The 24,087-nt window shown below is 41.0% G+C and carries 26 protein-coding genes; 16 read left to right on the top strand and 10 right to left on the bottom strand.

Translation table 11 applies throughout. From position 1 onward, the window contains the following. Positions 1-2: 2 nt before the first annotated feature. Positions 3-1,358: a sigma-54 dependent transcriptional regulator gene (locus tag SEDOR53_RS0103935; protein WP_037360514.1), complete on the top strand. Its 1,356-nt coding sequence runs from the start codon at positions 3-5 to the stop codon at positions 1,356-1,358. Positions 1,359-1,448: 90 nt separating this feature from the next. Here the strand turns inward: SEDOR53_RS0103935 and SEDOR53_RS0103930 are convergent, their stop codons facing one another. After that, on the bottom strand, positions 1,449-2,480 hold the full coding sequence (locus SEDOR53_RS0103930; protein WP_026768542.1) for a GntR family transcriptional regulator: 1,032 nt from the start codon (positions 2,478-2,480) through the stop codon (positions 1,449-1,451). Between the two features lie 154 nt (positions 2,481-2,634). On the opposite strand from SEDOR53_RS0103930, the gene rhaM reads away from it, so the two are divergent. The 13 genes from rhaM to SEDOR53_RS0103865 all read left to right on the top strand — a co-directional run bounded on the left by rhaM (position 2,635) and on the right by SEDOR53_RS0103865 (position 15,065). Then, positions 2,635-2,949 carry an L-rhamnose mutarotase gene (gene rhaM / locus SEDOR53_RS0103925; RefSeq protein ID WP_026768541.1) on the top strand — a complete coding sequence of 105 codons (315 nt, stop codon included), beginning with the start codon at positions 2,635-2,637 and terminating at the stop codon, positions 2,947-2,949. An 89-nt stretch (positions 2,950-3,038) separates the two neighbouring features. Then, on the top strand, positions 3,039-4,379 hold the full coding sequence (locus SEDOR53_RS0103920; RefSeq protein ID WP_037360512.1) for a rhamnogalacturonan acetylesterase: 1,341 nt from the start codon (positions 3,039-3,041) through the stop codon (positions 4,377-4,379). 13 nt (positions 4,380-4,392) lie between these two features. Beyond that, positions 4,393-4,641 carry a hypothetical protein gene (locus tag SEDOR53_RS0103915; RefSeq protein WP_157576695.1) on the top strand — a complete coding sequence of 83 codons (249 nt, stop codon included), beginning with the start codon at positions 4,393-4,395 and terminating at the stop codon, positions 4,639-4,641. A 4-nt stretch (positions 4,642-4,645) separates the two neighbouring features. Next, positions 4,646-7,414, top strand: coding sequence for a glycosyl hydrolase (locus tag SEDOR53_RS0103910; protein ID WP_037360509.1), 2,769 nt, complete (start codon positions 4,646-4,648; stop codon positions 7,412-7,414). A 2-nt stretch (positions 7,415-7,416) separates the two neighbouring features. Beyond that, complete coding sequence (locus SEDOR53_RS17085) at positions 7,417-7,644, top strand: hypothetical protein (RefSeq protein WP_037360501.1); 228 nt, start codon at positions 7,417-7,419, stop codon at positions 7,642-7,644. A 36-nt stretch (positions 7,645-7,680) separates the two neighbouring features. Continuing rightward, positions 7,681-8,445, top strand: a complete 765-nt coding sequence (locus tag SEDOR53_RS0103900) for a rhamnogalacturonan acetylesterase (RefSeq protein ID WP_026768537.1) — start codon at positions 7,681-7,683, stop codon at positions 8,443-8,445. A 22-nt stretch (positions 8,446-8,467) separates the two neighbouring features. Beyond that, a complete protein-coding gene (locus SEDOR53_RS0103895) occupies positions 8,468-9,631 on the top strand; it encodes a glycoside hydrolase family 88 protein (protein WP_232214713.1) in 1,164 nt (387 codons plus the stop codon). Positions 9,632-9,685: 54 nt separating this feature from the next. After that, the gene (locus SEDOR53_RS0103890) at positions 9,686-10,018 is read left to right on the top strand and encodes a hypothetical protein (RefSeq protein ID WP_026768535.1); all 333 of its coding nucleotides are present in this window, start codon (positions 9,686-9,688) and stop codon (positions 10,016-10,018) included. A gap of 82 nt (positions 10,019-10,100) precedes the next feature. Next, positions 10,101-11,318, top strand: coding sequence for a glycoside hydrolase family 88 protein (locus SEDOR53_RS17080; protein WP_037360498.1), 1,218 nt, complete (start codon positions 10,101-10,103; stop codon positions 11,316-11,318). A 100-nt stretch (positions 11,319-11,418) separates the two neighbouring features. Then, complete coding sequence (locus SEDOR53_RS0103880; protein ID WP_026768534.1) at positions 11,419-12,624, top strand: GAF domain-containing sensor histidine kinase; 1,206 nt, start codon at positions 11,419-11,421, stop codon at positions 12,622-12,624. A gap of 74 nt (positions 12,625-12,698) precedes the next feature. Next, the gene (locus SEDOR53_RS17075) at positions 12,699-13,961 is read left to right on the top strand and encodes an MFS transporter (RefSeq protein WP_051416483.1); all 1,263 of its coding nucleotides are present in this window, start codon (positions 12,699-12,701) and stop codon (positions 13,959-13,961) included. Positions 13,962-14,019: 58 nt separating this feature from the next. Further along, a complete protein-coding gene (locus tag SEDOR53_RS0103870; protein WP_026768533.1) occupies positions 14,020-14,583 on the top strand; it encodes a YeeE/YedE family protein in 564 nt (187 codons plus the stop codon). A 2-nt stretch (positions 14,584-14,585) separates the two neighbouring features. Beyond that, a complete protein-coding gene (locus SEDOR53_RS0103865; RefSeq protein ID WP_084220331.1) occupies positions 14,586-15,065 on the top strand; it encodes a DUF6691 family protein in 480 nt (159 codons plus the stop codon). 8 nt (positions 15,066-15,073) lie between these two features. On the opposite strand, the gene SEDOR53_RS17070 is transcribed toward SEDOR53_RS0103865, so the two are convergent. From SEDOR53_RS17070 to SEDOR53_RS0103830, 7 genes are all read right to left on the bottom strand, one after another. Next, positions 15,074-15,649 (bottom strand): hypothetical protein, encoded by a 576-nt coding sequence (locus SEDOR53_RS17070; protein ID WP_157576693.1) that lies wholly within the window; start codon positions 15,647-15,649, stop codon positions 15,074-15,076. A 48-nt stretch (positions 15,650-15,697) separates the two neighbouring features. Then, positions 15,698-16,918 (bottom strand): BamA/TamA family outer membrane protein, encoded by a 1,221-nt coding sequence (locus SEDOR53_RS0103855; protein ID WP_051347972.1) that lies wholly within the window; start codon positions 16,916-16,918, stop codon positions 15,698-15,700. Positions 16,919-17,339: 421 nt separating this feature from the next. Next, positions 17,340-18,050, bottom strand: a complete 711-nt coding sequence (locus SEDOR53_RS0103850; RefSeq protein WP_157576691.1) for a hypothetical protein — start codon at positions 18,048-18,050, stop codon at positions 17,340-17,342. Positions 18,051-18,058: 8 nt separating this feature from the next. After that, positions 18,059-18,922 (bottom strand): hypothetical protein, encoded by an 864-nt coding sequence (locus SEDOR53_RS0103845; RefSeq protein WP_157576689.1) that lies wholly within the window; start codon positions 18,920-18,922, stop codon positions 18,059-18,061. 36 nt (positions 18,923-18,958) lie between these two features. After that, positions 18,959-19,756: a hypothetical protein gene (locus SEDOR53_RS0103840; RefSeq protein WP_026768527.1), complete on the bottom strand. Its 798-nt coding sequence runs from the start codon at positions 19,754-19,756 to the stop codon at positions 18,959-18,961. Positions 19,757-19,762: 6 nt separating this feature from the next. Further along, on the bottom strand, positions 19,763-20,200 hold the full coding sequence (locus tag SEDOR53_RS0103835) for a hypothetical protein (protein WP_026768526.1): 438 nt from the start codon (positions 20,198-20,200) through the stop codon (positions 19,763-19,765). A 58-nt stretch (positions 20,201-20,258) separates the two neighbouring features. Further along, complete coding sequence (locus tag SEDOR53_RS0103830) at positions 20,259-20,507, bottom strand: hypothetical protein (RefSeq protein WP_026768525.1); 249 nt, start codon at positions 20,505-20,507, stop codon at positions 20,259-20,261. Between the two features lie 165 nt (positions 20,508-20,672). Here SEDOR53_RS0103830 and SEDOR53_RS19435 point away from each other — a divergent pair, with 165 nt between their 5' ends. Next, entirely contained in the window at positions 20,673-20,912 is a 240-nt protein-coding gene (locus SEDOR53_RS19435; RefSeq protein WP_037361661.1) for a helix-turn-helix transcriptional regulator, read from the top strand. Between the two features lie 322 nt (positions 20,913-21,234). On the opposite strand, the gene SEDOR53_RS0103815 is transcribed toward SEDOR53_RS19435, so the two are convergent. Together SEDOR53_RS0103815 and SEDOR53_RS0103810 are read right to left on the bottom strand one after the other, a co-directional pair. Further along, the gene (locus tag SEDOR53_RS0103815) at positions 21,235-21,687 is read right to left on the bottom strand and encodes a RadC family protein (RefSeq protein ID WP_026768522.1); all 453 of its coding nucleotides are present in this window, start codon (positions 21,685-21,687) and stop codon (positions 21,235-21,237) included. An 81-nt stretch (positions 21,688-21,768) separates the two neighbouring features. Beyond that, a complete protein-coding gene (locus SEDOR53_RS0103810) occupies positions 21,769-22,125 on the bottom strand; it encodes a hypothetical protein (RefSeq protein WP_026768521.1) in 357 nt (118 codons plus the stop codon). Between the two features lie 1,157 nt (positions 22,126-23,282). Here SEDOR53_RS0103810 and SEDOR53_RS0103805 point away from each other — a divergent pair. Continuing rightward, positions 23,283-23,990, top strand: a complete 708-nt coding sequence (locus SEDOR53_RS0103805; RefSeq protein WP_026768520.1) for a hypothetical protein — start codon at positions 23,283-23,285, stop codon at positions 23,988-23,990. Positions 23,991-24,087 lie beyond the last annotated feature (97 nt).

The raw sequence follows: 24,087 nt of genomic DNA, 5'->3' as shown, positions 1-24,087 counted from the left end.
CCATGTTGTTAAATGGACAGATTTTAATCATTGATGATGAACAGAAACTGAGATCGCTGTTCAACAGGATCATTTCTTTGGAAGGATATTCGGTAGCAGAAGCCCACGACCTGCTGTCGGCTAAAAAAATATTGCAACGCCAGCAGGTAGATGTCATCATCTGCGATGTGCGGTTACCTGATGGAAGTGGTGTTGAATTTGTGAAGTATATCAAAATGCAATACCCTGCCATTGAAATGATCCTGTTTACAGCATTTGTAGATATTGCGGATGGCATCCAGGCTATGAAAAATGGGGCTTTTGACTATGTGATAAAGGGAAACGACAATGATAAGATCATTCCGTTACTGGGAAAAGCAATTGAAAAAGTCCGCCTTCAAAAGAGACTGAATAAACTGGAAAAAGAGATCAAAATGGCCTATGGTTTTGATAATATTATCGGCCGCTCGCCATTGGTCATGCAAACCATTTCAGTGGCGAAAAAAATCGCACCATCCGATGTGTCGGTATTGCTTCTCGGCGAAACAGGAACCGGAAAAGAATTATTTGCCAGGGCCATACATTCTCATAGTAACCGGACAGACAAACCTTTTGTAGCCATTAACTGTAGCGCCTTCTCGAAAAGCTTGCTGGAGAGTGAATTATTCGGACACAAAGCAGGGGCTTTTACGGGTGCTATAAAAGATAAAGTAGGCTTATTGGAGGAGGCACATGGCGGCACATTGTTCCTGGATGAAATTGGGGAAATGAATATAGACCTGCAAGCTAAACTCTTGCGGGTGCTGGAACAGAATGAGTTTATTAAAGTAGGGGATACCAAATCTGTAACGATAGATATCAGGGTGATTTCGGCTACGAACCGGAATCTATACCAGGAAGTGCAAGCCGGTACTTTCAGGGAAGATCTTTTTTATAGGCTGAATGTTTTCAGTATAAGACTTCCTTCATTATTAGAGAGAAAAGGAGATATACCGATTCTGGCAAAATATTTTGTCGAGGTATTCTCAAAAAAAATGAATAAAAACATTCATGGCATGAGCAACAGTTTTATTGAAAAACTGCAAGCCCGTAACTGGAGAGGAAATATACGGGAGCTGAAGAATATCATTGAAAGAGCTGTGATTATGTGTGATGAACCATTCCTGGGAGAAGAACATTTATCGACCGATTTTCATATACCTGCTGAAGACACGGCATTTATGGATAATGCACTTGACCTGGAAAGCATGGAAAGACAACACATACATAAGATATTACACCTCACAAAAGGAAATAAAATGGAAGCTGCCCGTTTGCTTAAAATAGGGGTAGCAACATTGTACCGGAAGATCACAGCGTACAGGATCACCCATAATTAAAGAGACCACATCTGGGTATTCTTATCCGGGATGTAGTTTATGATTAACATACGGGGCCGGCTTTCCAGTTGGCCCCTCTTTCAACCATATTTACAAGGAAGGCCTGAGGGTTAATGAAAAGGGAATGGGTACGTGGTCAATGGTATTGGAAGTAATTAGCTCTGCAGCCCTTTTCCCCATCATTTCAAAATCAGTTGATATAGTGGTGATGCCATTTAAAATGATCTTTTTCATCTGGGACTCATTATAAGAGATCACACCCACGTGCTTCCCTACCTTAAGTTTCGTAACCAGTATCTTTTCAATCAAGAGAACAAGATCAGAATCCATCAGGCTCAGGTACACATTTCCTTCTTTGATGGGCTCGTTCTCTATTGTATGAATGACCTTATAGCTGAAAGCATACTGCTGACAAAACTTATAGAAACCTTTTAAGATCTCCTGCGGGAAATAACTGTCTTTTGGAAAGATGATCTTTATCGTATGGTATTTACTGAGTTGGGGCAATGCCTGCTCCAGTGCACAATAAATATCGCTTTCAAAGTCTTCGTACACCGAAGAAAAATTTCCCTGAACACCAGGTAATAATTTATCCAGCAGGATCAGTTTATCTGTGGGGATCGTATTGATAATTTCGTGCGCATGCTCACCCCCTTCTATAAAATGCGGGATGATCACATAATGGGTATAGTCGCGCTTGGCATTCTGGATCAGCCGTTTAAAAAAGCCGTAATCATTATTATAGATATAGAAATCGATGGAAGCGATATCTATCAGGGAATCTGCAAAAGCATCATACACGACTTTTTTGTGCGGACTCAGTTTGTTAAAAAGCAGGAATATCTTCAACTCCCTTTTTATATCAACTGTATTAACAAAATAACCTTTACCAGGAACAGAACCCAGCAAACCGATTTCCTTTAAATATTTATAGCCTTTTTCGGCAGTATCCCTGGATATTTCAAACTCGAAACTCAACTCATTGATAGAAGGAAGTAAATCATCTTTTTTTATTATACCATCGGTCACCCCTTTGATGATCGCGTTCGCCAATTGCAAATACTTTGGAGTAGCAGAAAAGTAGTCGATCGAAATGAGTTTAAAAAGCGAATTTCTTTTCATGCTTTTGTGATGTTCATTCTAAAAGTAGGATTTTTTTATAAACCCGGCTTATACAGGCCCACAGGGGCTTCGCGAAGGGGTTAAAACATGATGGTGCATGATGGCATCTTTTCTGATATTACTAATTTTAAGGATCGTTCATAAACCAGTTAATATGAAAAGAGTTGCTTTCAAAATGCAATTGCATAAGGGATACGAAGCTGAATACAAAAAAAGGCACGACGCATTATGGCCGGAACTGGAACAACTGCTGAAAAATGCCGGTATCGGTGAATATTCTATTTTTCTCGATGAAGCAACGGGCGCACTGTTCGGTTTTTTAAAGATCAGCGATGTTATGCAGCTCGACAAGCTGCCGGATCAACCGGTTATGAAAAAATGGTGGCATTATATGAAGGATATCATGGAAACCAATTCCGACGAATCGCCCGTGAGCATTCCGCTTAAAGAGGTTTTCTATTTGCCATAAGTCTGCGTTTAATCTCATGAAGGCAGGATGGATCAGGATGTATGAACGCAGCCTGGAAGTTATATTAGTGCCTCTTTTCAATCTTGTATATGCTTGTCAGACCAGCCATCATTGCTTTGTTTTATTTATTAGCGCAACAGTGTTTACACGCGCAAACAGCCTACAGGTTTGACTTTGGCAATGGTGCAACAGCACCGGGTTTTACAAAAATTACCAGCGATTGCAAATTCAGTTATCAAAAAGGATTTGGCTTTGATCAGCAATCGGTTGTTCAATCGGTTGAACGAAAAGACAAACATCCGCTTACGAATGATTTTATCACATCGGCGAAACCCTTCTTTTTTTCGGTTAAACTGCCCGAGGGTAATTATGATGTAAAACTTTTGCTGGGCGATGTGGCGGGAACTTCTGCTACAACGGTTCGTGCTGAATGCAGGCGCTTGTTCTTTAATGATATCAAAACGAAATACGGACAGATCATCTCTAAAACATTTACGGTGCATGTTAAAGACAGCATTATACGGGATGCAGATGGGGAGGCTGTTAGTAAAGTCCGGCTGAAACCACGCGAAGCAAGTTATCTGCATTGGGATAACCTGTTGACCATAGAGTTCAATGATTCTGCGGCGAAAATCTGCGCACTGGAAATCATTCCCAATACAAAAGCCACTACTATTTTTTTAGCCGGTAACTCAACCGTGGTTGACCAGGACCGTGAGCCGTGGGCCGCCTGGGGACAGATGTTCCCATCATTTTTCAAAAGCGGCAATGTTTGCGTAGCCAACTATGCAGAGAGCGGAGAAACATTGAAAGCATTCAAAGGTGAAAGAAGACTGGATAAGATCTGGAGCATGGCAAAAGCCGGCGATTATTTATTCATTGAATTTGCGCACAACGATCAAAAACCCGGGAGCAATCACCTCGATCCTTTTACAACCTATAAGCAAACGCTTAAAGAATGGATCGCTGAAGCGAGAAAAAGAAATGTTATCCCTGTACTCGTAAGTTCAATGAACAGGAGAACATTTGATTCTTCGGGAAAAATAACCAATTCGCTCGGTGATTATCCGGAAGCCATGCGCCAGATTGCGAAAGAAGAGGGTGTTGCACTGATCGATCTGAATGTCATGAGCAAGATACTGTATGAGTCCTGGGGATCACAACAATCCATTAAAGCATTTGTTCATTATCCTGCAAATACATTTCCTCATCAACCCACAGAACTGAAAGACGATACGCATTTCAGTACCTATGGTGCATTTGAGCTGGCCAGATGTGTGGTTCAATCTATTAGAGAACAACGGCTTCCGCTGGTGAAGTATATAAGAAAGGATGTTGCTTCTTTCAACCCGGAACATCCCGATAAATATGAGCAATTCTATTGGCCGTTGAGCTCTTTCAGCAGCAGTACTAAACCAGATGGTAATTGATTTTTCAAACGATATGAAACATTTCTGCGGAGATGGTGGAAACGATACACAGGTAGCCAAGGCAAAAGACGGTATGTGGATCTATTATTTTACGCCGCGGGGAGACAGTCTGCATGCAGAGCGATTGGTAAATATAAAGCGCCACCAGTACCACCTGGAGCCGAACGTGCATTTCAGTCCGGATGACCAATCGGTGATCTTCCGTGCTAACTTTGAAGGAGAAGAGAATGTATACGCTGTTTCAGTTAATAAAACCGAGTAGTACAATGCTCAAAAAAATCATTGCTTCCATTACAATGCTGGCTGTTGTGCAAGGCTATGCCCAACAATGGCCTGCTATCCATAAAGAAACAAAACCATGGACGCGCTGGTGGTGGATGGGGAGCGCTGTGGACAAAGCCGGACTTGACCAACAGCTGAAATCCTTTAATGAAGTGGGTTTCGGAGGAGTGGAAGTGGTGCCCATTTACGGCGCTATAGGATACGAGAAAAAGTATATCAACTACCTGTCGCCACAATGGATGAAGATGCTCGACTATACGGTTAACAAAACAGCGTTGTTCAATATGGGGGTTGATATTTCTGTAGGAACCGGCTGGCCTATCGGCGGTCCACAGGTGAGCATACAGGATGCGGCAACAAAAATGATCGTTCAAACTTATGTACTCAAAGCCGGAGAAACACTCAAAGAAAAGATTGTATTGAACGATGGTAAACAGAAAGGTCTGCCCGGTGTGTTCCTGAGCGTGGTTACCGCTTATGATGAAAATGGTAAATCGGTTGTGATAACCGATCATGTTTTAGCGGATGGCAGCTTGCAATGGCAACCCCAAACGGGTAACTGGAAAATTTTTGCCTTGTTTGTTGGTAAAACCCGGCAAATGGTCAAGCGCGCTGCTGCCGGTGGCGAGGGTTATACATTGGATCATTTTTCTTCCAATGCGATTGTAAATTATTTCAAAACATTCGACACGGCTTTTGGCAACTCCAATCATGGTGTTCGTTCTTTTTTTAACGACAGTTATGAAGTCTATAATGCCGATTGGACCCCTGATTTTTTCAATGAGTTTGTAAAAAGAAGAGGATATGATCTGAGGCCTTATATCAAACAGCTGGTTGTAAAATCCGATGATGAAATTACCGCGCGGGTTAAATCTGATTACCGGGAAACGATGAGCGATTTGATGCTGCAGCATTTTACGAAGAAATTTACTGATTGGGCCCACAGCAAAAAAGCGTTGAATACCAACCAGGCGCATGGCTCCCCGGGGAATCTGCTGGACTTATATGCAGCAGTTGATATCCCGGAATCTGAAACCTTTGGCAGCTCTGCGTTCAACATACCAGGATTGAGGAGAGACAGCGAAGACATCCGGAATGTAGATCCCGACCCCAACATGCTAAAATTCGCATCTTCTGCTGCGCATGTTATGGGAAAGAAATTTACTTCCAATGAAACATTCACCTGGCTGACCGAACATTTTAAAACCTCGTGGAGCCAGTGCAAGCCCGAAGTAGAGCAGGCTTTTCTGGCGGGCATCAATCATGTATTTTATCACGGAGCCACTTATTCACCCGCAAATCTGCCATGGCCGGGATGGTTATTCTATGCATCGGTGAATTTTGTTCCAAATAACAGCCTGTGGCCGCATTTAAAAGGATTGAATGAATACATAACAAGATGCCAGTCGGTTCTGCAGAGCGGCGAGCCGGACAACGAAGTGCTGGCTTATTGGCCTGTATATGATAACTGGTCTAATACCGAAGGGTTGGATATGCCATTTAAAGTACATGATATCAATGTGTGGTTACACCCTACAGCATTCTATAAAAACCTTACCCATCTGCAACACCAGGGCTATTCGATGGATTTTTCTTCGGACAAGATGTTAAAAGAGGCAAGTGTTGACAATGGTAACATCAGGGTTTCAGCTAAAGGTGCTGCATACAAGGCTTTGCTTGTTTCAAGTTGTAAGTACATGCCGGTAGCTAGTTTTGAACAAATACTTAGATTGGCTAAAGAGGGTGCTGTAATTGTGTTACAGCAATTCCCGGAAGATGTACCAGGACTGGATAACCTCGAACGAAATAGAAAACAATTAAAGGCATTGATTGCTTCTGTTGTTGCGGCGCAGAAAACCAATGGCATCAAAGAAGCGATTATAGGAAAAGGGCGCATCATCATTGCCGGTGATGTTGAAGCGGCATTGAAATTTGTAAAGATCAACCGGGAAACACTGACCGACCAGGGATTGAAGTTCATCAGGAGAAAAATCAATCATGGTAAATACTATTATATTGTTAACCATACGCCTAAAACGATCAATGACTGGATCTCATTAAATACCAGTGCCAATGCAGTTGTATTGATGGATCCGCAAACAGGTGAAACCGGATCAGCTTCATTTCATCACCGGGAAAACGGCGTGCAGGTTAAACTGCAATTACAACCAGGCGAAGCCATGATCATCAAAGCCACTAATGAGGTGGCCAAAACCGGTAGATGGCATTATTTATCTGCTGAACAACATGCTATTATATTAAACAATGATTGGAAATTACATTTTACCAGTGGCGGTCCGTTTATTCCGGCAGACAGAACGATGAAACAACTGCAACCCTGGACGGCTTTCACAGGAGATTCAGCTACACAATATTTTTCTGACGCTGCGGTGTATTCAACCAGTTTCCAATTAAATACGAAAGCAGCAGATGATTATCTTTTGCAGTTAGATCAATTGTATGAGAGCGCGAGAATAAAAATCAATGGAAAAGATGCCGGTATCATCTGGAGCATTCCGTTTAAACTGAAAGTGGGTGAATATTTAAAAGCGGGGAATAATACCGTTGAAATAGCCGTTTGTAACCTGATGGCCAATCGTATCCGGTATATGGACAAGCATCAATTGGAGTGGAGAAAATACCATGAAATAAATTTTGTAAACATCAACTATAAAAATTTCGATGCTTCCGATTGGAAAGTCCAGCCATCTGGATTAGGTGGAGCCGTAAAGATCATTCCCATAAATTATTAAAAATGAAATTTTTTTCGAGGCGCCCAATAAGCACGTTGTTATTAATATGCTTTGTTTTATCTGAACAGGCAATAACACAACCACAACGAATCTTTGATTGGATCGATAAGGCAGGTGCAATGGGAACATTGGAGTTCGCAAAAGCCTGGAAATTCATCGATGTTGATAAAAAGCAGGTACCCGATCCAAAAGTGAATAGCAAAGAACAAAAAGAAAGGTTGAAGAATTAACCAGTCATCCCTATTAAAATCCCAGCAACCACTTATATGAAACGGCTAAATTTTTTCTTTGTTGCAATCATAGCACTCTCTTCTTTTGTTGCGCTCGAAGAGCACAAACCCGTGTTGTATATTATTGGAGATTCAACCGTTAAAAACGGCAGCGGGCATTCGACCCTTGTTTTGCAAGGCTGGGGTTCGTGGATAGACGACTATTTCGATACAACGAAGATCAGCGTTCAGAACCATGCCATCGGCGGAAGGAGCAGCCGGACTTTTATAACAGAAGGAAGATGGAATAAAATTTTAGAAACGCTGCAAAAAGGCGATTATGTGATGATGCAGTTTGGTCATAATGATGCGAGCCCATTAGATGATACTGCCCGTGCCAGGGGAACCATCAGGGGCATTGGAAACGACAGTACAGAAATTTACAACCCCATCCGTAAACAAAAAGAAATGGTACACACTTACGGCTGGTATATGAGAAAAATGATCAGCGATACCAAAGCCAAAGGCGCTATTCCCATTATTTGTTCCCCCATCCCCCGGTATAATTATAAGGACGGAAAAATAAACAGAGACAGCTACGCAACCTGGAGCAAAGAACTGGCTGAACAAACCCATGCTTATTTTATTCCGTTGAATGAACTCATAGCTGTTGAATACGAAAAAATGGATTCTCTTACAGTAAAAAAATTATTCCCGCAAGATCATACGCATACTAATAGAGAAGGCGCTGTAATGAATGCGCAGTTGGTGGCGAAGGGTTTAAAGGAAACAGATTGCTCCCTGCGTAAATTCTTGAAATAATGTTTGTAAAAATACCATAATAATGAAAAAAGTTTTTTCTCAACCGATGATGCGGCGCTGCAAAGCACTTTTTGCTTTTTGTTTAATGCTTTGCCTCCTGTCACCCAACAGCTATGCACAAAAGCTACCCAATAAAAAAGAGTTATTAAAAACATTGGAGCTTACGAATGCATATTTTATGCAGAAATGGCCCGATGCCGGAAAGTCGATCATTACAAATAAAGAGCGTCCTTCCAATATCTGGACAAGGGCGGTATATTATGAAGGACTGATGGCATTGTATGCCATCGATAAAAAACAATTGTTTGTAGATTATGCCATTCAATGGGGAGAAAAACACCAATGGAATTTGCGCAATGGCGTTACCGTTAGAAATGCAGATGACCAGGCTTGCGGACAAACCTATATAGACCTCTACCTGCTGGATAAAAAAGAAGAGCGCATCCGGAATGTGAAAGCCTGCATGGATAATATGCTGAAAACAGATAAGGTAGATGACTGGAGCTGGATCGATGCGATTCAAATGGCCATGCCTGTTTTTGCGAAACTGGGTGCATTGTACCAGGATACTAACTATTTTGAAAAGATGCACAAAATGTACGACTTCACTAAGTATCATCACGGAGCAAATGGTTTGTTCAATGCTAAAGATGGGTTATGGTGGCGCGACAAGGATTTCACCCCACCCTATAAAGAACCCAATGGCGCCGATTGTTACTGGAGCCGGGGAAATGGATGGGTGGTGGCGGCCCTGGTAAGGACCTTATCGGCCTTACCCAGGTCTAACCAATATTATACTGAATTCCTTGGCGATTATAAAAGCATGATGAATGCCCTCTTGCCACTACAACGAACAGATGGTTTCTGGAACGCGAGTTTAAAAGACCCCTCACATTTTGGTGGCAAGGAGTTAACGGGTACCGCCCTTTTTTTGTACGGTATGGCATGGGGTGTTAACAATGGTCTCATCGATAAAAAAAAATATTTACCCGTTATCATAAAAGCATGGAATGCTTTAGAAAAAGACTGTGTTCACCCCGATGGAAAACTGGGTTATATGCAGGGAACGGGTAAGGAGCCGAAAGACGGGCAGCCTGTTACCTACGATTCTACCCCCGATTTTGAAGACTACGGACTGGGTTGCTTTCTATTAGCAGGCACTGAAGTCTATAAAATCAAACGTTGATAGCTCTTTTAATGTAGAAAGCCATTGCTTATTTTGGTATTTTAATAAAGAGAGGTGCATGCAAAAAAAGAAAAGAATGTTTTGGTGCTGGAGTTTTGCGATGATATGTTTTATATTGCAACCTATTGGAAAGAACAGGGCGGTTCTGTTCCTCAATACCATATTGTTTACCGGCAGAACAAAAACTGGCATGTGCAACCCCTTTCATTTAGGAAAACGCCATTTAGTTTAAAAGGAGCGGGCTCTAAAAGGATTCCCATTGCAAGGCCGCAGATCATCAGCTGGACTACAGGACACTGGAAAAATATGGCTGTCTTTTTTCGTGATGAAGAACGGAGAAGCAGGTTATCAGTTGTATTTCTTCACCTAGTTCACCGAGCAGCGTGACAGTGAAGGCAAAGCCGATATCGGACCGCAGATGGTGCAGGTATTGGAATGGAATTTCAAATAATACAAAACAATCGAGTATATGAGATCGGTATTCTTTTTTTGCTGCATCAGTTTGTTATGTCTGGAAGCAACATCGCAACAGGTAAAACCTTTTCACACAGATAAAAAATTATTGTCAGTCATTGATAAAAATTTTAAAGATGCTGCTGCGCAGTATAAATTGCTGACGGCAAAACTTCCTGAACAAAAATTCCCCAAAACCTATTTCTCAACAAAGGATCAGTATGAATTCAGTTCATCCGGTTGGTGGTGCAGTGGTTTTTACCCGGGAACATTGTTGTATTTGTACCAGCAAACAAGGGACACGGCTTTATACAATGCGGCAGAAAAAAGCATGCATTACCTGCAAAAAGAACAGCATAATACTTCTACCCACGACCTGGGTTTTATGATGTATTGCAGTTTTGGCAATGCTAATAAGATACGTTCCTCTCAAGAGAACATCGATATCCTCATGAACAGCGCCCGCTCTTTGGCAACACGTTTTAATGCGCAGGTAGGTTGTATTAAATCCTGGGATCACACCAATTGGAAGTTCCCAGTTATCATCGATAACATGATGAACCTGGAATTGCTTTTCTGGGCTACTCATCAATCGGGCGACTCCTCTTTTTATAAAATAGCCGTGTCGCATGCCAACACTACTATGAAAAACCATTTCCGTCCGGATTATAGCTCTTACCACATGGTGAATTACGATCCGCAGACCGGGGCTGTTATCGCAAAGAAAACAGTTCAGGGCTATGCAGATTCTTCTGCCTGGGCACGCGGACAGGCATGGGGATTATATGGTTACACGGCGATGTATCGTGAAACAAAAAATACAACTTATTTGCACGAGGCAGAACATATCGCCGATTTTATTTTGAATCACCCCAACTATCCGGCAGATGGCATTCCTTACTGGGATTTCAATGCGCCGGATATACCCCATGCTTTGCGGGATGCTTCTGCAGCGGCCATCATGGCATCGGCATGGATAGAATTGTACCAATATACAGACAGGCAACGGGCTAAAAAATACCTGTCAGCAGCGGAGAAAGTGCTCAGGACATTGTCTACCGATATGTATAAAGCGAAGGCAGGAGAAAACGGCGGTTTTATATTGAAACATGGTGTTGGTCACATGCCCAATAAATCCGAAGTGGATGTGCCATTGACTTATGGAGACTATTATTTCGTTGAAGCGATGGCACGGTATAAAAAAATAGGCAGAGGTTTGTCTGTAAGGAATTGAAATGACTCAATTTTATTCATTTTAAAGTGGGGGTATTCTGATTAAATGCTATATTCAGCAGTCGAAGATTTAAGTTTAATACGCTATATACTAAAACCCTATGTCATTTAACGAAGAAGAAAGAATTTGGACACTATCCCAGTTCGATATTGATTACCTGGAAATTTCTGATTTATTCAAAGATTTAACAAGACTGGCTGCAAAGATCGCCGGAACAGATATTTCGTTGATCAACCTGATAGATTCTTATACCCAATGGACCATTGCCAATTATGGTCTCAATATAGAGCAAATGCCCAAAGAAGAATCTGTTTGCCAGTACACCATCCAGGCGCCTCAGCAGTTTGAAGTAAAAAAATTATCTGAGGATGAACGTTTCAAAAAAAAGTATTATGTCGCAGGCGATCCTTATGCTGACTATTATTTCGGTGTTCCCCTGACTACCAGTGGCGGATTTAATTTAGGCGCTTTATGTGTCTTGGATAAAAGAGAAAAAGAATTGACGCCTGAAAAAATTGACCTACTGAAAATAGTAGCACGCGAAGTAGTGAGCAGACTTGAAACACTTAAAATCATTCGGGAGTTAAAAAGCAGCGCAGAGGCAGCTAAAGATAACCAAAAAAAGGTAGCCCATGACATAAGGGGGCCACTGGCGGGCATCATAGGACTAACCCAGGTGATCAACGAGCAATCACAAGACCTGTCTAAAGAAGAAGTGCTGGAATTTGTAGAGATGATTTACAAAGCCGGCAACTCTCTGCTGGATCTTGTAAGTGAAATTTTGCGACAGGAAGACAGAGCCGAAATGAATAAACAACAGTCTAGAAAGGAGGCATACACCATAAAGTCTTTAAAAAATAAGCTGGAACAATTGTATGGTCCGCAGGCCCACAATAAAGACATTGTTTTAAAAATCCAAATCGATGCTTCATCGAATACAGATGCCCATTTTCCCAAAAATAAAATAATACAGATTATTGGCAATCTGGTTACCAATGCCATAAAATTTACACCGGCCGGCGGGAAGGTAGAGGTAGGACTATGTCTTACTGTAAGTAAAGATTTACATAACAATTTGAAGATCGTTGTCAGTGATACGGGAATAGGACTTACAGATTCCGCAATATTGAAAATACTGAATAAAGAAAAAGAATCCACAGCAGGTACGGAAGGGGAAGCGGGTTTCGGTTTTGGCCTGCCACTGGTAAAACGATTAGTAGATGATCTTAAGGGAGAAATGCAGATCGTTTCTTCGCCAGGAAATGGTACAACCTTTACTGTTACTGTTAATGTTGAGATAATATAACACATTTGTTCAATGTATGTGCATGTATTAACTGCCTCATTGTAGACGTTGCGCAGTAGTATAAAAAAAATACAATGGCAACAATAAAGCTTGGATTAAAAGAGAACTGGCGACAGTTTACCCTGCTGGTGATTATCAATGCCTTTGTTGGCGGCATGGTAGGAATGGAACGCTCTATCTTACCCAGAATAGCCGATGCAGAATTTCATATTGCAGCAAAGACGGCTATTCTTTCTTTTATCATTGTGTTTGGAATAGTGAAAGCCATTACCAATTATTTCACCGGAACACTGGCGAATAAGATCGGAAGAAAGAATTTGCTGGTGATGGGTTGGATAACAGGTATTCCTGTTCCTTTTATTTTAATGTACGCCACTGATTGGAATTGGATTGTAGCCGCTAATGTCCTGCTCGGTATCAACCAGGGATTAACCTGGTCAAGCACGGTGATCATGAAAATAGATTTGGTTGGGGAAAAACAAAGAGGGCTTGCCATGGGACTGAATGAGTTTGCAGGATACATAGCGGTTGCTGTTGTTGCTTTTTTAACGGGATGGGTGGCGGGTCAGTATGGACTCCGGCCCTATCCCTTTTACATAGGAGTAATTATATCAGTTCTCGGATTTTTCAGCAGTTGGTTACTGGTAAAAGACACGAAACACCATCTGGCACAGGAAGTCATCTCGTCAAATATCCCCCGACTTACAAATGTCTTTTGGGAAACAACCTGGAAAAATAAAAACCTTGGCGCTGTAACGCAGGCAGGATTGATAAACAATTTAAACGATGGTATGGTGTGGGGTATTTTCCCCATCCTGCTCGCCGAAAAAAATTTCAGCATCGAAGAAATTGGCGTGATAACGGCTGTTTATCCCGCAGTTTGGGGAATCGGACAAATCATCACCGGTAAAATGGCTGATAAAATTTGTAAAAGGGATATGCTCTTTTTGGGAATGATCTTGCAGGCAATAGCACTGTTCTTATTTGTGATGGCTACTTCCTTTACTCAATATGTTCTCCTGGCTTTCCTGCTTGGATGGGGAACGGCAATGGTATATCCTACATTCCTGGCTTCGATTGCAGAAAATACACACCCGAATGACAGAGCAAAAAGCCTGGGCGTATTCCGGCTCTGGAGAGATTTAGGTTATGCCATTGGCGCCATCATTACGGGCATCATTGCCGATGCCATGGGAATGAATGCTTCCATTGTTTTTATAGGCGGCCTGACTTTTGTTTCTTCGTTGATCATTTATTACAGGATGAAATGTAATGATGACGATCTTTTGAAAATAAAAGAATGGCTGAACAATAGATTGTTTGCGAGGCATTATTAGAAAGAGATAGTACCTTGCTGAGAGAATTCTTGTTCCATTCAATCGTAAAACCTATTGTATGTTAGAGATCATAAAACAGCCCTGGCCCTGGTATGTTTCAGGCCCGCTGATAGGGTTAATGGTACCACTGCTTTTATTGCTTGGCAATAAAGCATTTGGTATTTCCTCGAGTCTCCGGCATGTTTGCGCTGCTTGCTTTCCGGCCAACATTCCTTTTTTCAAATACAACTGGAAACAGGAAGTATGGAATTTGTTTTTTGTAGCAGGTATTGCGATTGGCGCTTTTATTACCTGGCAATGGCTGTTCGATTATAATGGCATCCACCTGAATCCAAAGCTGCTGAGCGAATTGAATAGTTATGGGATTGCCGATTATAAACAGGTAGTACCTCGTGAAGTGGTAAATTGGCAGGGACTGTTTACACTGAAAGGATTTGTGTGCATTATAGGTGGAGGTTTTTTAATCGGTTTCGGAACACGTTATGCCAATGGTTGTACTTCCGGTCATGCCATATTCGGACTTTCCAATTTACAATGGCCATCGTTGGTTGCCACCATCAGTTTTATGGCAGGAGGATTTCTGGTTGCCAATTTTATTTTGCCGATTATTTTAAAAATCTAATCATGGAAAATAGGGTTACTTACAATACGAAGGAAACTACCAGGGATACAACACAAGCAACAAGCCCCATTGTTGTTAACCTGAAATTCTTGCTAGCAGGGATTTTCTTTGGATTCCTGTTGATCAAGAGTGAAGTCATATCCTGGTTCAGGATACAGGAGATGTTCCGTTTTCAGAGTTTTCACATGTTTGGCATCATCGGCTCCGCTATTATGGTTGGTATGCTTTCCATTTTCCTGATAAAAAAATTCAAACTGAAAACTATTAACGGAGAACCCATTGTAATAGTGCCAAAAAAGTTCAATAAAGGAATGATCTATGGCGGCCTGCTTTTCGGCTTTGGCTGGGCAATTACCGGCGCCTGCCCCGGACCACTGTTTGCACAAATCGGCAGCGGCGCCACAGTAGTTATTATAACATTGTTGAGCGCCATAGCAGGAACCTGGACTTATGGAAAGTTCAAGGAAAGATTACCGCACTGAAATAGCATTTATTTAGCTTCTTTCAAAGGTATATTATAGCTTCCAACAACGGGAATAACCACATTATTGGTGTTTTTAAAATTACAGGAAAAATTCCCCTTTACGATATAAGTTACATAAGTAGCCGTTGAATCTTTTTTTGTAATACTTGTTATATTATTTACCACATTGGCTGGCGCTAATACTGTGTTGCTAAAAAGGCTGGGAATGCTATTATCTATTAAGCCAATCACTAAATCAGCATTACAGCCACCCGTTGAAAGCAATAAACCCCCATCAAAAATTCTATGCGCACCCGGTTTAATCGGAGCAAAATCAAGATTGTTGGTGTAATGTTTAATATAACAGTCCAAATAATAAGCATCTACATTTATCTGACCAATATTTGTTATGTTGTAACTTTTATTTGACACACAACCCTGTTGATTGGGCAAAACAAATGTTGATACAGAACTTGTTGAATACTTTACATTCTGTATGTATGCATTTAAAAAGTAGGGAGAACTTACATTGTTATCGCTTGTTTTGCCACAGGCAGCTAGCGCAACAGAAAACATTAAACTGTATACTAAGTATCTTTTCATAGTTTGATTATTTATTTAAATCCATCTATTAACATCACTATTAAAGAATTAGAACACCTCCCCTAAGTTTACATAAAACCCGCTGCTGCCATTTCCGAACCCATAATCCAAACAAAGATTTGCGCCAGACTTTTTATTGAGTTTTACACGTATTCCCGCACCATAACCCGGCAATAAAGTATTGTATGGTCTGAGATTTCCGGAAAAATGTTCAACATTAAAAAATACAACACCTCCAAGCAATCCATTACGGGAAATGCCATACCTGTATTCTGTTTCGAAATAAGTCATTTGTCTCCCTCTGAACCTGCTTTGTACATAGCCTCTTCCAGTGTTGTATTGATCATCCCATGCGGTACTTGGCAACAACAAATAGTTAAGATCACCGGCAAGCGTTAGCCAATTATAACTCCAAAAAGCCAGCGTGTTTTTAGAGCCCCTGGGGAAATTTATATATTTTCTCGCATCAATCAAAAGAGATGCCCATTCATCATCACTGCCTAATTCTTGCAGGTTTTGCCTCAATACCACATTTAAAAAGTTACCCTTTTGAGGATTTATTTGATTTGCCCTTGAATCGTATAATAATTTAAAAGCAGGACCGATTGCAGTTGCAGAATTGCCTATTTCTTTTTGTATGAACACATTGATCAATCTTGTTTGCGGATCAATTACTTTGATTTTCCAGAAATAATCATAATAAACCCCGATTCCTGCATACAAATCTTTGTAAACCCTTCTCAGCACTGTTTGATGCAGCTTGATTAGATTAAAGTCAATCGTATGATCCTGGTTTGGATCTGTTGCCCCTCCTAAGCCAAAAATATCAGAAGGATAAGAAATATACCGGTTATCTGAAATGAAATTATACTTACCTCCTTTTGACCATATATCTGCATATAAAGGGAATATGATTTGATTATATTCAGAGTAGGTAAGACTGGTTGTAATAGAGGAAATTTTCGCATCCTCCCCTTTATCATTGTAATAACCAATATTGGCGCTGATCAATCCTGCAAAACCGGTTTGCAAAGTATACCCTGCACCAGGAAGTACGGTTAAGAAATATTTTTTGACTTTTTGTTTTCCGGCAAGCGAATCAGTTTTTTTACTTGCCCTTTTTCTGCTGAATACGTCTTTTAGATCTTTATCGGGAATAGTAACTGAATCTTTTCTGTTTGTAATGGATTTCGATGAATCTGCTTGTGAAAATAAATGCTGCGACATAGTTATACAAATAACCAATAAGGGTGCAGCCTTAAGATGCATACAGGGTAGTTTAAATGCAAAATAATTTTTTATAACTAAAAGAAGCAGGATTTACCTTATTTCTTTTATTATCGGCGAAACCCTACCGTCGCCGAAGCGATCGTGGGCGAAGCCGCAGGTTGTACAGATACGGAAATCTTGTCGGGCGTTGCCCGACGAAGCCGACCTGAGAATTAGTGTGTATAAAAAAAGAAAAGCCCGCCAACGCCTGAAGCTATGACGGGCGAAGTCGGGATGACTGGATTCGAACCAGCGACCTCTTCGTCCCGAACGAAGCGCGCTATAACTTCTATCTTATTTATAATGTGAAAGTTAGCTCGAAAAGTCAAGGTTCTTTTTACACTTTATGACCCAAACGTGACCCAAAATATTGTTTGCTATTCATTTCTATGGTAAAAAGCGGCTGACGACGAAAATGTCATTAGCTCCCTCGCTTTTCAAGGCTTTGCCCATTGTCAAACGAAAGGGAGTTGTTTGAAAACCCATTCCAAAATTCACGTCTACGTTTTGCCATTGAATTAAATATCTCAATGAAATGCTGATACCGCCATTCTCTTTCAGCAACAGGATTTGGTTCAGGTGGAATCGGGAATGGGTTTTGAAAATCCATAAAGCTGCTGGGAGATGGACGGCTCAACAACTCACAGTCATCCGTAAGGATATGGCCAGGTAAGCCTAGTTCTTCTTCCCACTTCCGTTTCAAACCGGGATGCTTTTTCAAGGCCATGAGGATGGCATCGGTGATAAGATTGCCTTTACTATCCTTCACATTGTACTTCAATCCAGAATATGCCCTGATGTTGTACTTTGCCAAGTCGCTGAACTCGCTATACCTACCAGCGCGAAACAGCTCTACATCCGAGTCAAACCGTTCAGGTATCCGGAGTACAATAAACTCCCGGTCTCCTTCTATGTGCTCTCCTAAGAAATGATCGAAGCGACACTTCCCATCACTATCACGGCACAAATTAAGATCAGCTACTTCCACCAGCAAGATCATATCTCTTGTTGAAAGATAGCAGTTGATAAAGTTTGATACATTGAACGATTCGGTATTGTGTGTTGTTAATGGCAATAAATACCATGTAACAAGGTTATAACGATTGGGCGTTTGTATAAATACATCATTCATGATTGTAATTAAGAGTTACTTGAAAAATATCTGTTTATTGCTATTGCCAGAGCTGCAACAAGTAGGGCGATCATGATACCGATTACGAAAATTGTTGCTCCTAAGGTCCTCAACTTTGTTATCACGCCTTCTTCGTTTAGAGTAATCGTATAGGATTCTCCCTCAATCTTTGCTTTAAAACGATTGGGAATACCGGACTTGCTAAAGTTTAAAACCTTATCTCCTTTTTGAAGAGAATTCCAATCACTTTGGTGTATAGTTATGTCAAATCCATCAATTGAATAATGCTTTACATAATAAGTTTCCTCAATTACACCAGATTTGACAACCACATATTCTTCAATAGATTTGCGGTTGCTTCTGAAGACACCTGAAACAATACTACCATCAATGCCCTCAACTTTTTTAAATCTATAAAATGGATTTCCAATAATTGTTCCTGATTCTAATACTACAGATTTGTTTCCATCAGTGACGCTATCATTCAGCTTTTTCTCATCAACCTGTTGGAGATATTTAAGCGCGTTAAGGTCTGGTATCTTTTTCTCATTTATGAGCACAAATGGCTCGTCGTTTGAACCACTTTTCTGAAGAGCCATTAAAGCGTCATCTATGAACATATTTTGCAGCATAATTTGATCAACCATTCTATTGATCAACAACTTGGAGTTGGGAAGCAATTCCCATTTCCCTTCTGTAACATTGCCATTTAAGGCCATAACAAGCCGCCCGTCTCTCATAAAAATGTATTCATGATTGTTCCCCTGCTCATCAATAAATATCCATGGTTTCTCAATAAAGACCTCTTTCTTATTCAGGGATGCGCTATACTGCTTTAATCTGGGAATGATATTAGTCAAATAGTTATTCATAGTGAGGTAGGTTAAAGCCATGTAAAAAGAGAGATTTCAGTCAATATTCCAACGAGCATCCGATTGTCCACCCAATGCATCATCAATGAAGTCCCGATCTGTATATCTTCCTTCTTGATAATATGAAGCTTTTTGAGGCTCTGGTTTGTGTGGCCATTGTTGGCTGAGAGCAAAACTGTTATCTATGCTTTTGTCAACACGGATAATGAAATCTTGAACAATAGTACCGCCCTTTCTGATTAATCCAACTTGATCAACAATATCGCCTTTGTTATAATATTGTACATGTATGTAAGCCCCTCGTATCAAATCAAGTTGCCATGTTTCTAGGCCTGTTTCTTCTGTAAAACGTTTTGTTGATATGTATGCTGACTTCTCAAAGTAATATTGACTAGCAACCGAAGGATGGAGTGCATATCGTATCTTAATCAATAGTCTGTTGTCTCTCCAAAACCGACTTGCTTCCTCAATCCATAAAAATGATTTTCTCAAAGCTTTTCTCTCTTCACGTAAGATCGAAAGTTCATTTCCTAAAATGAAACGAGTCGATTTAATGATATCAGGGTAATATATAACATCTCTTTGGGTTGCAAGAAATGGCCCGTTAGGAATATGATCTCCAAGTCCATAATAAGTGAATTCAAGATGTGACCCGATTATCAGCTCTAGTTCCGATACTTCAATATCTGCACAGACAGATTTCAACGTTTCAAATGTAAACTGGATATAGTCTAAACCCATCCTTGATTTATACCCATCCAAATAAGCAAAGACATGCTGCTCCCCATTATACAAAGAAGTACGAATATTCGATATTTTAAACTTTTTGACCATTATATTCTATCGTATGTCAATGCTATTGATCGATAAAGAAGCGCCATAACGTTGACTTGAAGTAATGACCTTTTTTACATTATTACCTGTATTGTCCATCGAATAAATTATATCAGGAGGGTTATTAGTTCTTGAATATGCTCTTGTATGAACAAATACGATCTTACTATCAGGAGAAAGCTTGGCGTCCAGAATATAGTACGGCCCCATAGGGCTACTCCATAAACTTCTGTTCAATGAAACACTTGCAATGTTCACACCATTCGTATTCCCATTGTAATCATATATCACTAACGCGGTGTCCTGGGCAAGCAACAGTTGATTCAGGTTATTAGCTCCTGTGCCAGTGGTTTGTGCTGATGACTTCTGGCAACTAATCTGGGTTATGGAAATTCCTGCTGTAATAACAGTCAGCATCAATACCCCCATCAGAATTTTCTTCATTTGTGATTTGGTTTTAGTTATGCCTACTCTTACACATTTTCGGCATATCGTATATGAATTAATGATCGTTCCTTGTTAATCCGAAAAAAGCGGATAGCACTAAATGAATCAGTGCAATGGTTGAATAAAGTGTATTGTCTTCAAACATTTTAAACATCCAGTAGAGTTCGCTCAAGCCCGGCAGAATGAATGTTAAAAAAGTTGCACCGATTCCTGATTCTTGATAAGCAATGATTGTCGTCCAAATGTGAGTACAGATCGCTGTGATTACAAATACAGAAAAGAGACCCCATAAAAGTGCCTTCATAGATTTATGTATTAGTGCCTACTCTATAATATCAGTTTTCGGCTTCCCTGATGGATGTGGGGGGATTTGGATTAATTCCAACAATTATTGACCTATCTCAAATATAGATTAATGATGTCATACATGACGCCATTATTGGCTTAAAATCTTGGGAAGTTGTGCTTCGTGAACTACAAATTCGACGAAGCATACCTCAAAGCCTTTGGTAATCAACTCCGTAAGATTCGGACTGCTAAAGGGATGTCCATGCGAAAATTGGCTTTCGAATGTGATATGGAGTACAGCCAGTTGTCCAAGATAGAGAGGGCTGTAATAAATACTACCATCAGCACGGTTCATGCTCTAGCCCAAGCCCTGGGTGTTCCCGAAAAGGATTTGTTCGACTTCAAAGTGAAGGCTAAGTAGCTATTCCATCTTTTCCACAGCAGATAACTGCTGCTATCCCTTATTTAGAAGTTTATTGTGATGCTGAACGATTTGTGGCTGTACCAGTGGCCATTGATTTTATATAAAATGGGAATGTCCTTTGTGAAAGCCAGCTTTTCAACCAGCACAAACTCGCCAAAGTTGAAAGTGCCAACTGGGTTGATACATTGAGCCCTGAATGGTGTGAACACTTTCCTGATCTTGCCTTTTGAATTAATAACTAACAGAGAGAAAGGTGTATCAAATTGAATAATCGTTTGTGGTGGCCCCATGCATGAAGTGTTTGAGGTAAAAAAGGTTGTTATAGCAATCCATTGTCGGCGAAGCTGTAATAGCCTCCGGCAGCAGACCCAATAATGATATGGTCACTCACTGACAACTCCATTAACTTGGCAGCTTCGGCTATCCGAATCGTCAGCTTTTCGTCACTTTGAGATGGGACTACATTGCCCGATGGGTGATTGTGTGCAAGAATCATATAACTCGCAGCAGTTTTCAGAGCAGTAGCAAGGATAAGTCGCACGTCTGCCACTGTTCCAACTAAACCGCCTTTCGATAACTTATAAGCTCCGATCACTCGCCTTGCTCTATTGAGGTATAGAACGACGAACATCTCTTGAAGATGCAGCAAATCCTTATCAAAGAAGTGTAACAATTCTGTGTAGGCATCGAATGAGCATTTGATCTCCGGCATTCTTCCGATTGCTGGCTGATAACTCACTTGAATTTCCGATACTGTTGTAATTGGTTCCATAAGTTTTAATGTTGGTGAATGAAAAAAAGGGGCGAAACGTAAAGACGTTGCCCCGTAAGTCGCACAAGCAAAGTGCATAACCTAACCCATAAGATCAACTACCTCACGATTAGAATACTTTTCATCTGCTGAATTAGATTCTTCATCAGGCAAATATTCGTACCGATGTGATAGCGTGATCGTTTCTCCCGTTTCTTTGACAATATACTTGTACGGCTCGCAATAAGCACGTATGATTTGTCCTGGTAGTTGTGAACCGATCAATGCTTTAGCAGTTGGCTCGTCGAAAGTTGATGGGATTAAACAAGTCTTCGCGCTCAAGTAGAACCTACCTGTCTGCTGCGACTGAATAGCTTCCACCTCACCTTGAATCTTAAGTGAGATGAATGGTTTGCCTTCTTCATTCTTTGAAAGCTGCAATGCAATTACAGTTACCATAGTGTTTTAAAGTTTAGGTGACACGGACGATTTCGACCGCAAGCCTTCGACGGGGGCCCTTCTGGTAGGTGGTATCAGTACCGGTCGACGTGCACCGGGTTGAAAAATCTTTTAAGCTTTGTGAATATCTTCCCTCGAAAAATCCCGATATGTGAAATTATATATCCGATTACCGGGGGATTGTGATATGTGATAAAACGGTGTGGGGGTATGTCTGCTCCCTTAGCTCTTGATAGGTTAGAAGTTCTGCTGATTAACAAGGAGAGAGTTTGGTCTATTTGAGATACTTCCTGACAAGTTCGTTCGAGTTCATCACACGCTTTATCCTCTTAACTGGCAGGGAGCTTTGGATGATGAAGCGAGGAACGAGCGACAGAAGTAAAAGCGACCGTCCGCCGCCACTACCGCCATGTGGACAGCGGGGGGAGTGCCGGAAGCCTGACGAAGGAAGGCGCAGGCACGACCACAACGAGGGTTGCGTAGCGTGGCATGCTTGCATGAGCGATGGCTGCTGTGCCAGCAGAGCAAACGTACGGGACCTGTGCCAGTGCCGATGGCCACCTGCAGGTGGCGGCCATGGGGGAGCTGCGGTGCACGTCAGTGCACATCAGCAGCGGAGCGCCGCGAACGAAGCACAGCAAAATTGTGCCAAGCACGGCGTAAGCCTGATTGGCGCAATTTTTCGGCCTCGGAGTGAGACGGCGTACCTTTGATCCTGCTGGGGAATATCAACTACTAACACTCGGTGGATATCTTGAGAAAAAAGATCATTGGAAATTTTCCATACATTTGTGTCCTCCATACGCACACCATCTGTTCTTCCGAATTTCCCCCTTACACACACTATCTGACTCTTTCCTATTCAGTTCCCTGTAGAATTACTTTCTGCTGCCGTGCAGAAGGAAGACGCAGGATTTCAGAAGGAGAGCAATGTCAATGACGTCAGCATTGCTTCTTCTTCACCAGCAGGATCATGTCAAAAAATGACATAATCCAAATTTTACATATTGCTGTATTTACAATGGTTTTAGAGAAAAATTGTCGATTGCATACATAGGTATTATATAGCTAACCTATATATCCCTTCGATACCATTTCGCTGAAACCTTTGTGCAGCATGTATTTAACCCGATTTTATAAAGTCAAAATTTGACATTATGACAAGGAAAAAACGACTTACTCCCAATGTGGCGAAGGTTTTAAAGATGGCGAAAGAGGTTAATTGTACCTCAGAGCAAAAGGGGGCTTCCAAACCTGCAAACGCAACACGTAAGAAGCCAAAGACTAGAGACTACAGTTGTGTATTCAAAAACCCTCTTGCAGATTATATTGACCAAATTGAGCCTAATCTGGCTGATTTTAATGCCCCTTTGTCAGACAGTACTCTCTCACAATTTCAATATACTCTCGGTAAGGGTGTAATTAATGAGGGGTCTGTCAAATATACACGAGAGATGCCAAACTACGAGTTTACAAAAGTTATTAACTCTGCCAAAAACCGGAATACCATTTTAAATCTATCGGACAGTGCAGTGAGGCTTTTCGTATACATCTTATATGAAATTGAGCATTTGAATGATACAATTGATCTTGAATACGAACAAGTTCAAAAAAAGGGATTAGGGATAAAATCAAGAGATACCTATAGGAAGGCAATTGATAAATTAAGCGAAGCCAAAGTAATTAAGAGGATTGGAAAAAAGCCGAAAGGCGTTGACTATCATCTTTTTCATTTTAACCCTCAAATGCTCTTCTGTGGTGAAGCAAAGAACTTTTATCGAGGTGTTATCGAAGCACATCCTGAATATTCAGGATTCCCGTTAGAAAATTTTTCGCAGGGCAGTCAGGAAGAAGTCAAAGAGTAGCCTGTAATGATTGAAATGATCGGGTAATCATCAGTCTTTAAAACTTCAATCTGCTGGGTTGTATTCCTTCCGCAGCAGATTGAAGCTTTAACTTAGT

Origin of the sequence: Asinibacterium sp. OR53, assembly GCF_000515315.1 — a bacterium.
GTDB lineage: Bacteria > Bacteroidota > Bacteroidia > Chitinophagales > Chitinophagaceae > Sediminibacterium.
The sequence above is the reverse complement of the archived record's forward strand: the minus strand, read 5'-3'. Positions and strand labels throughout refer to the sequence as shown.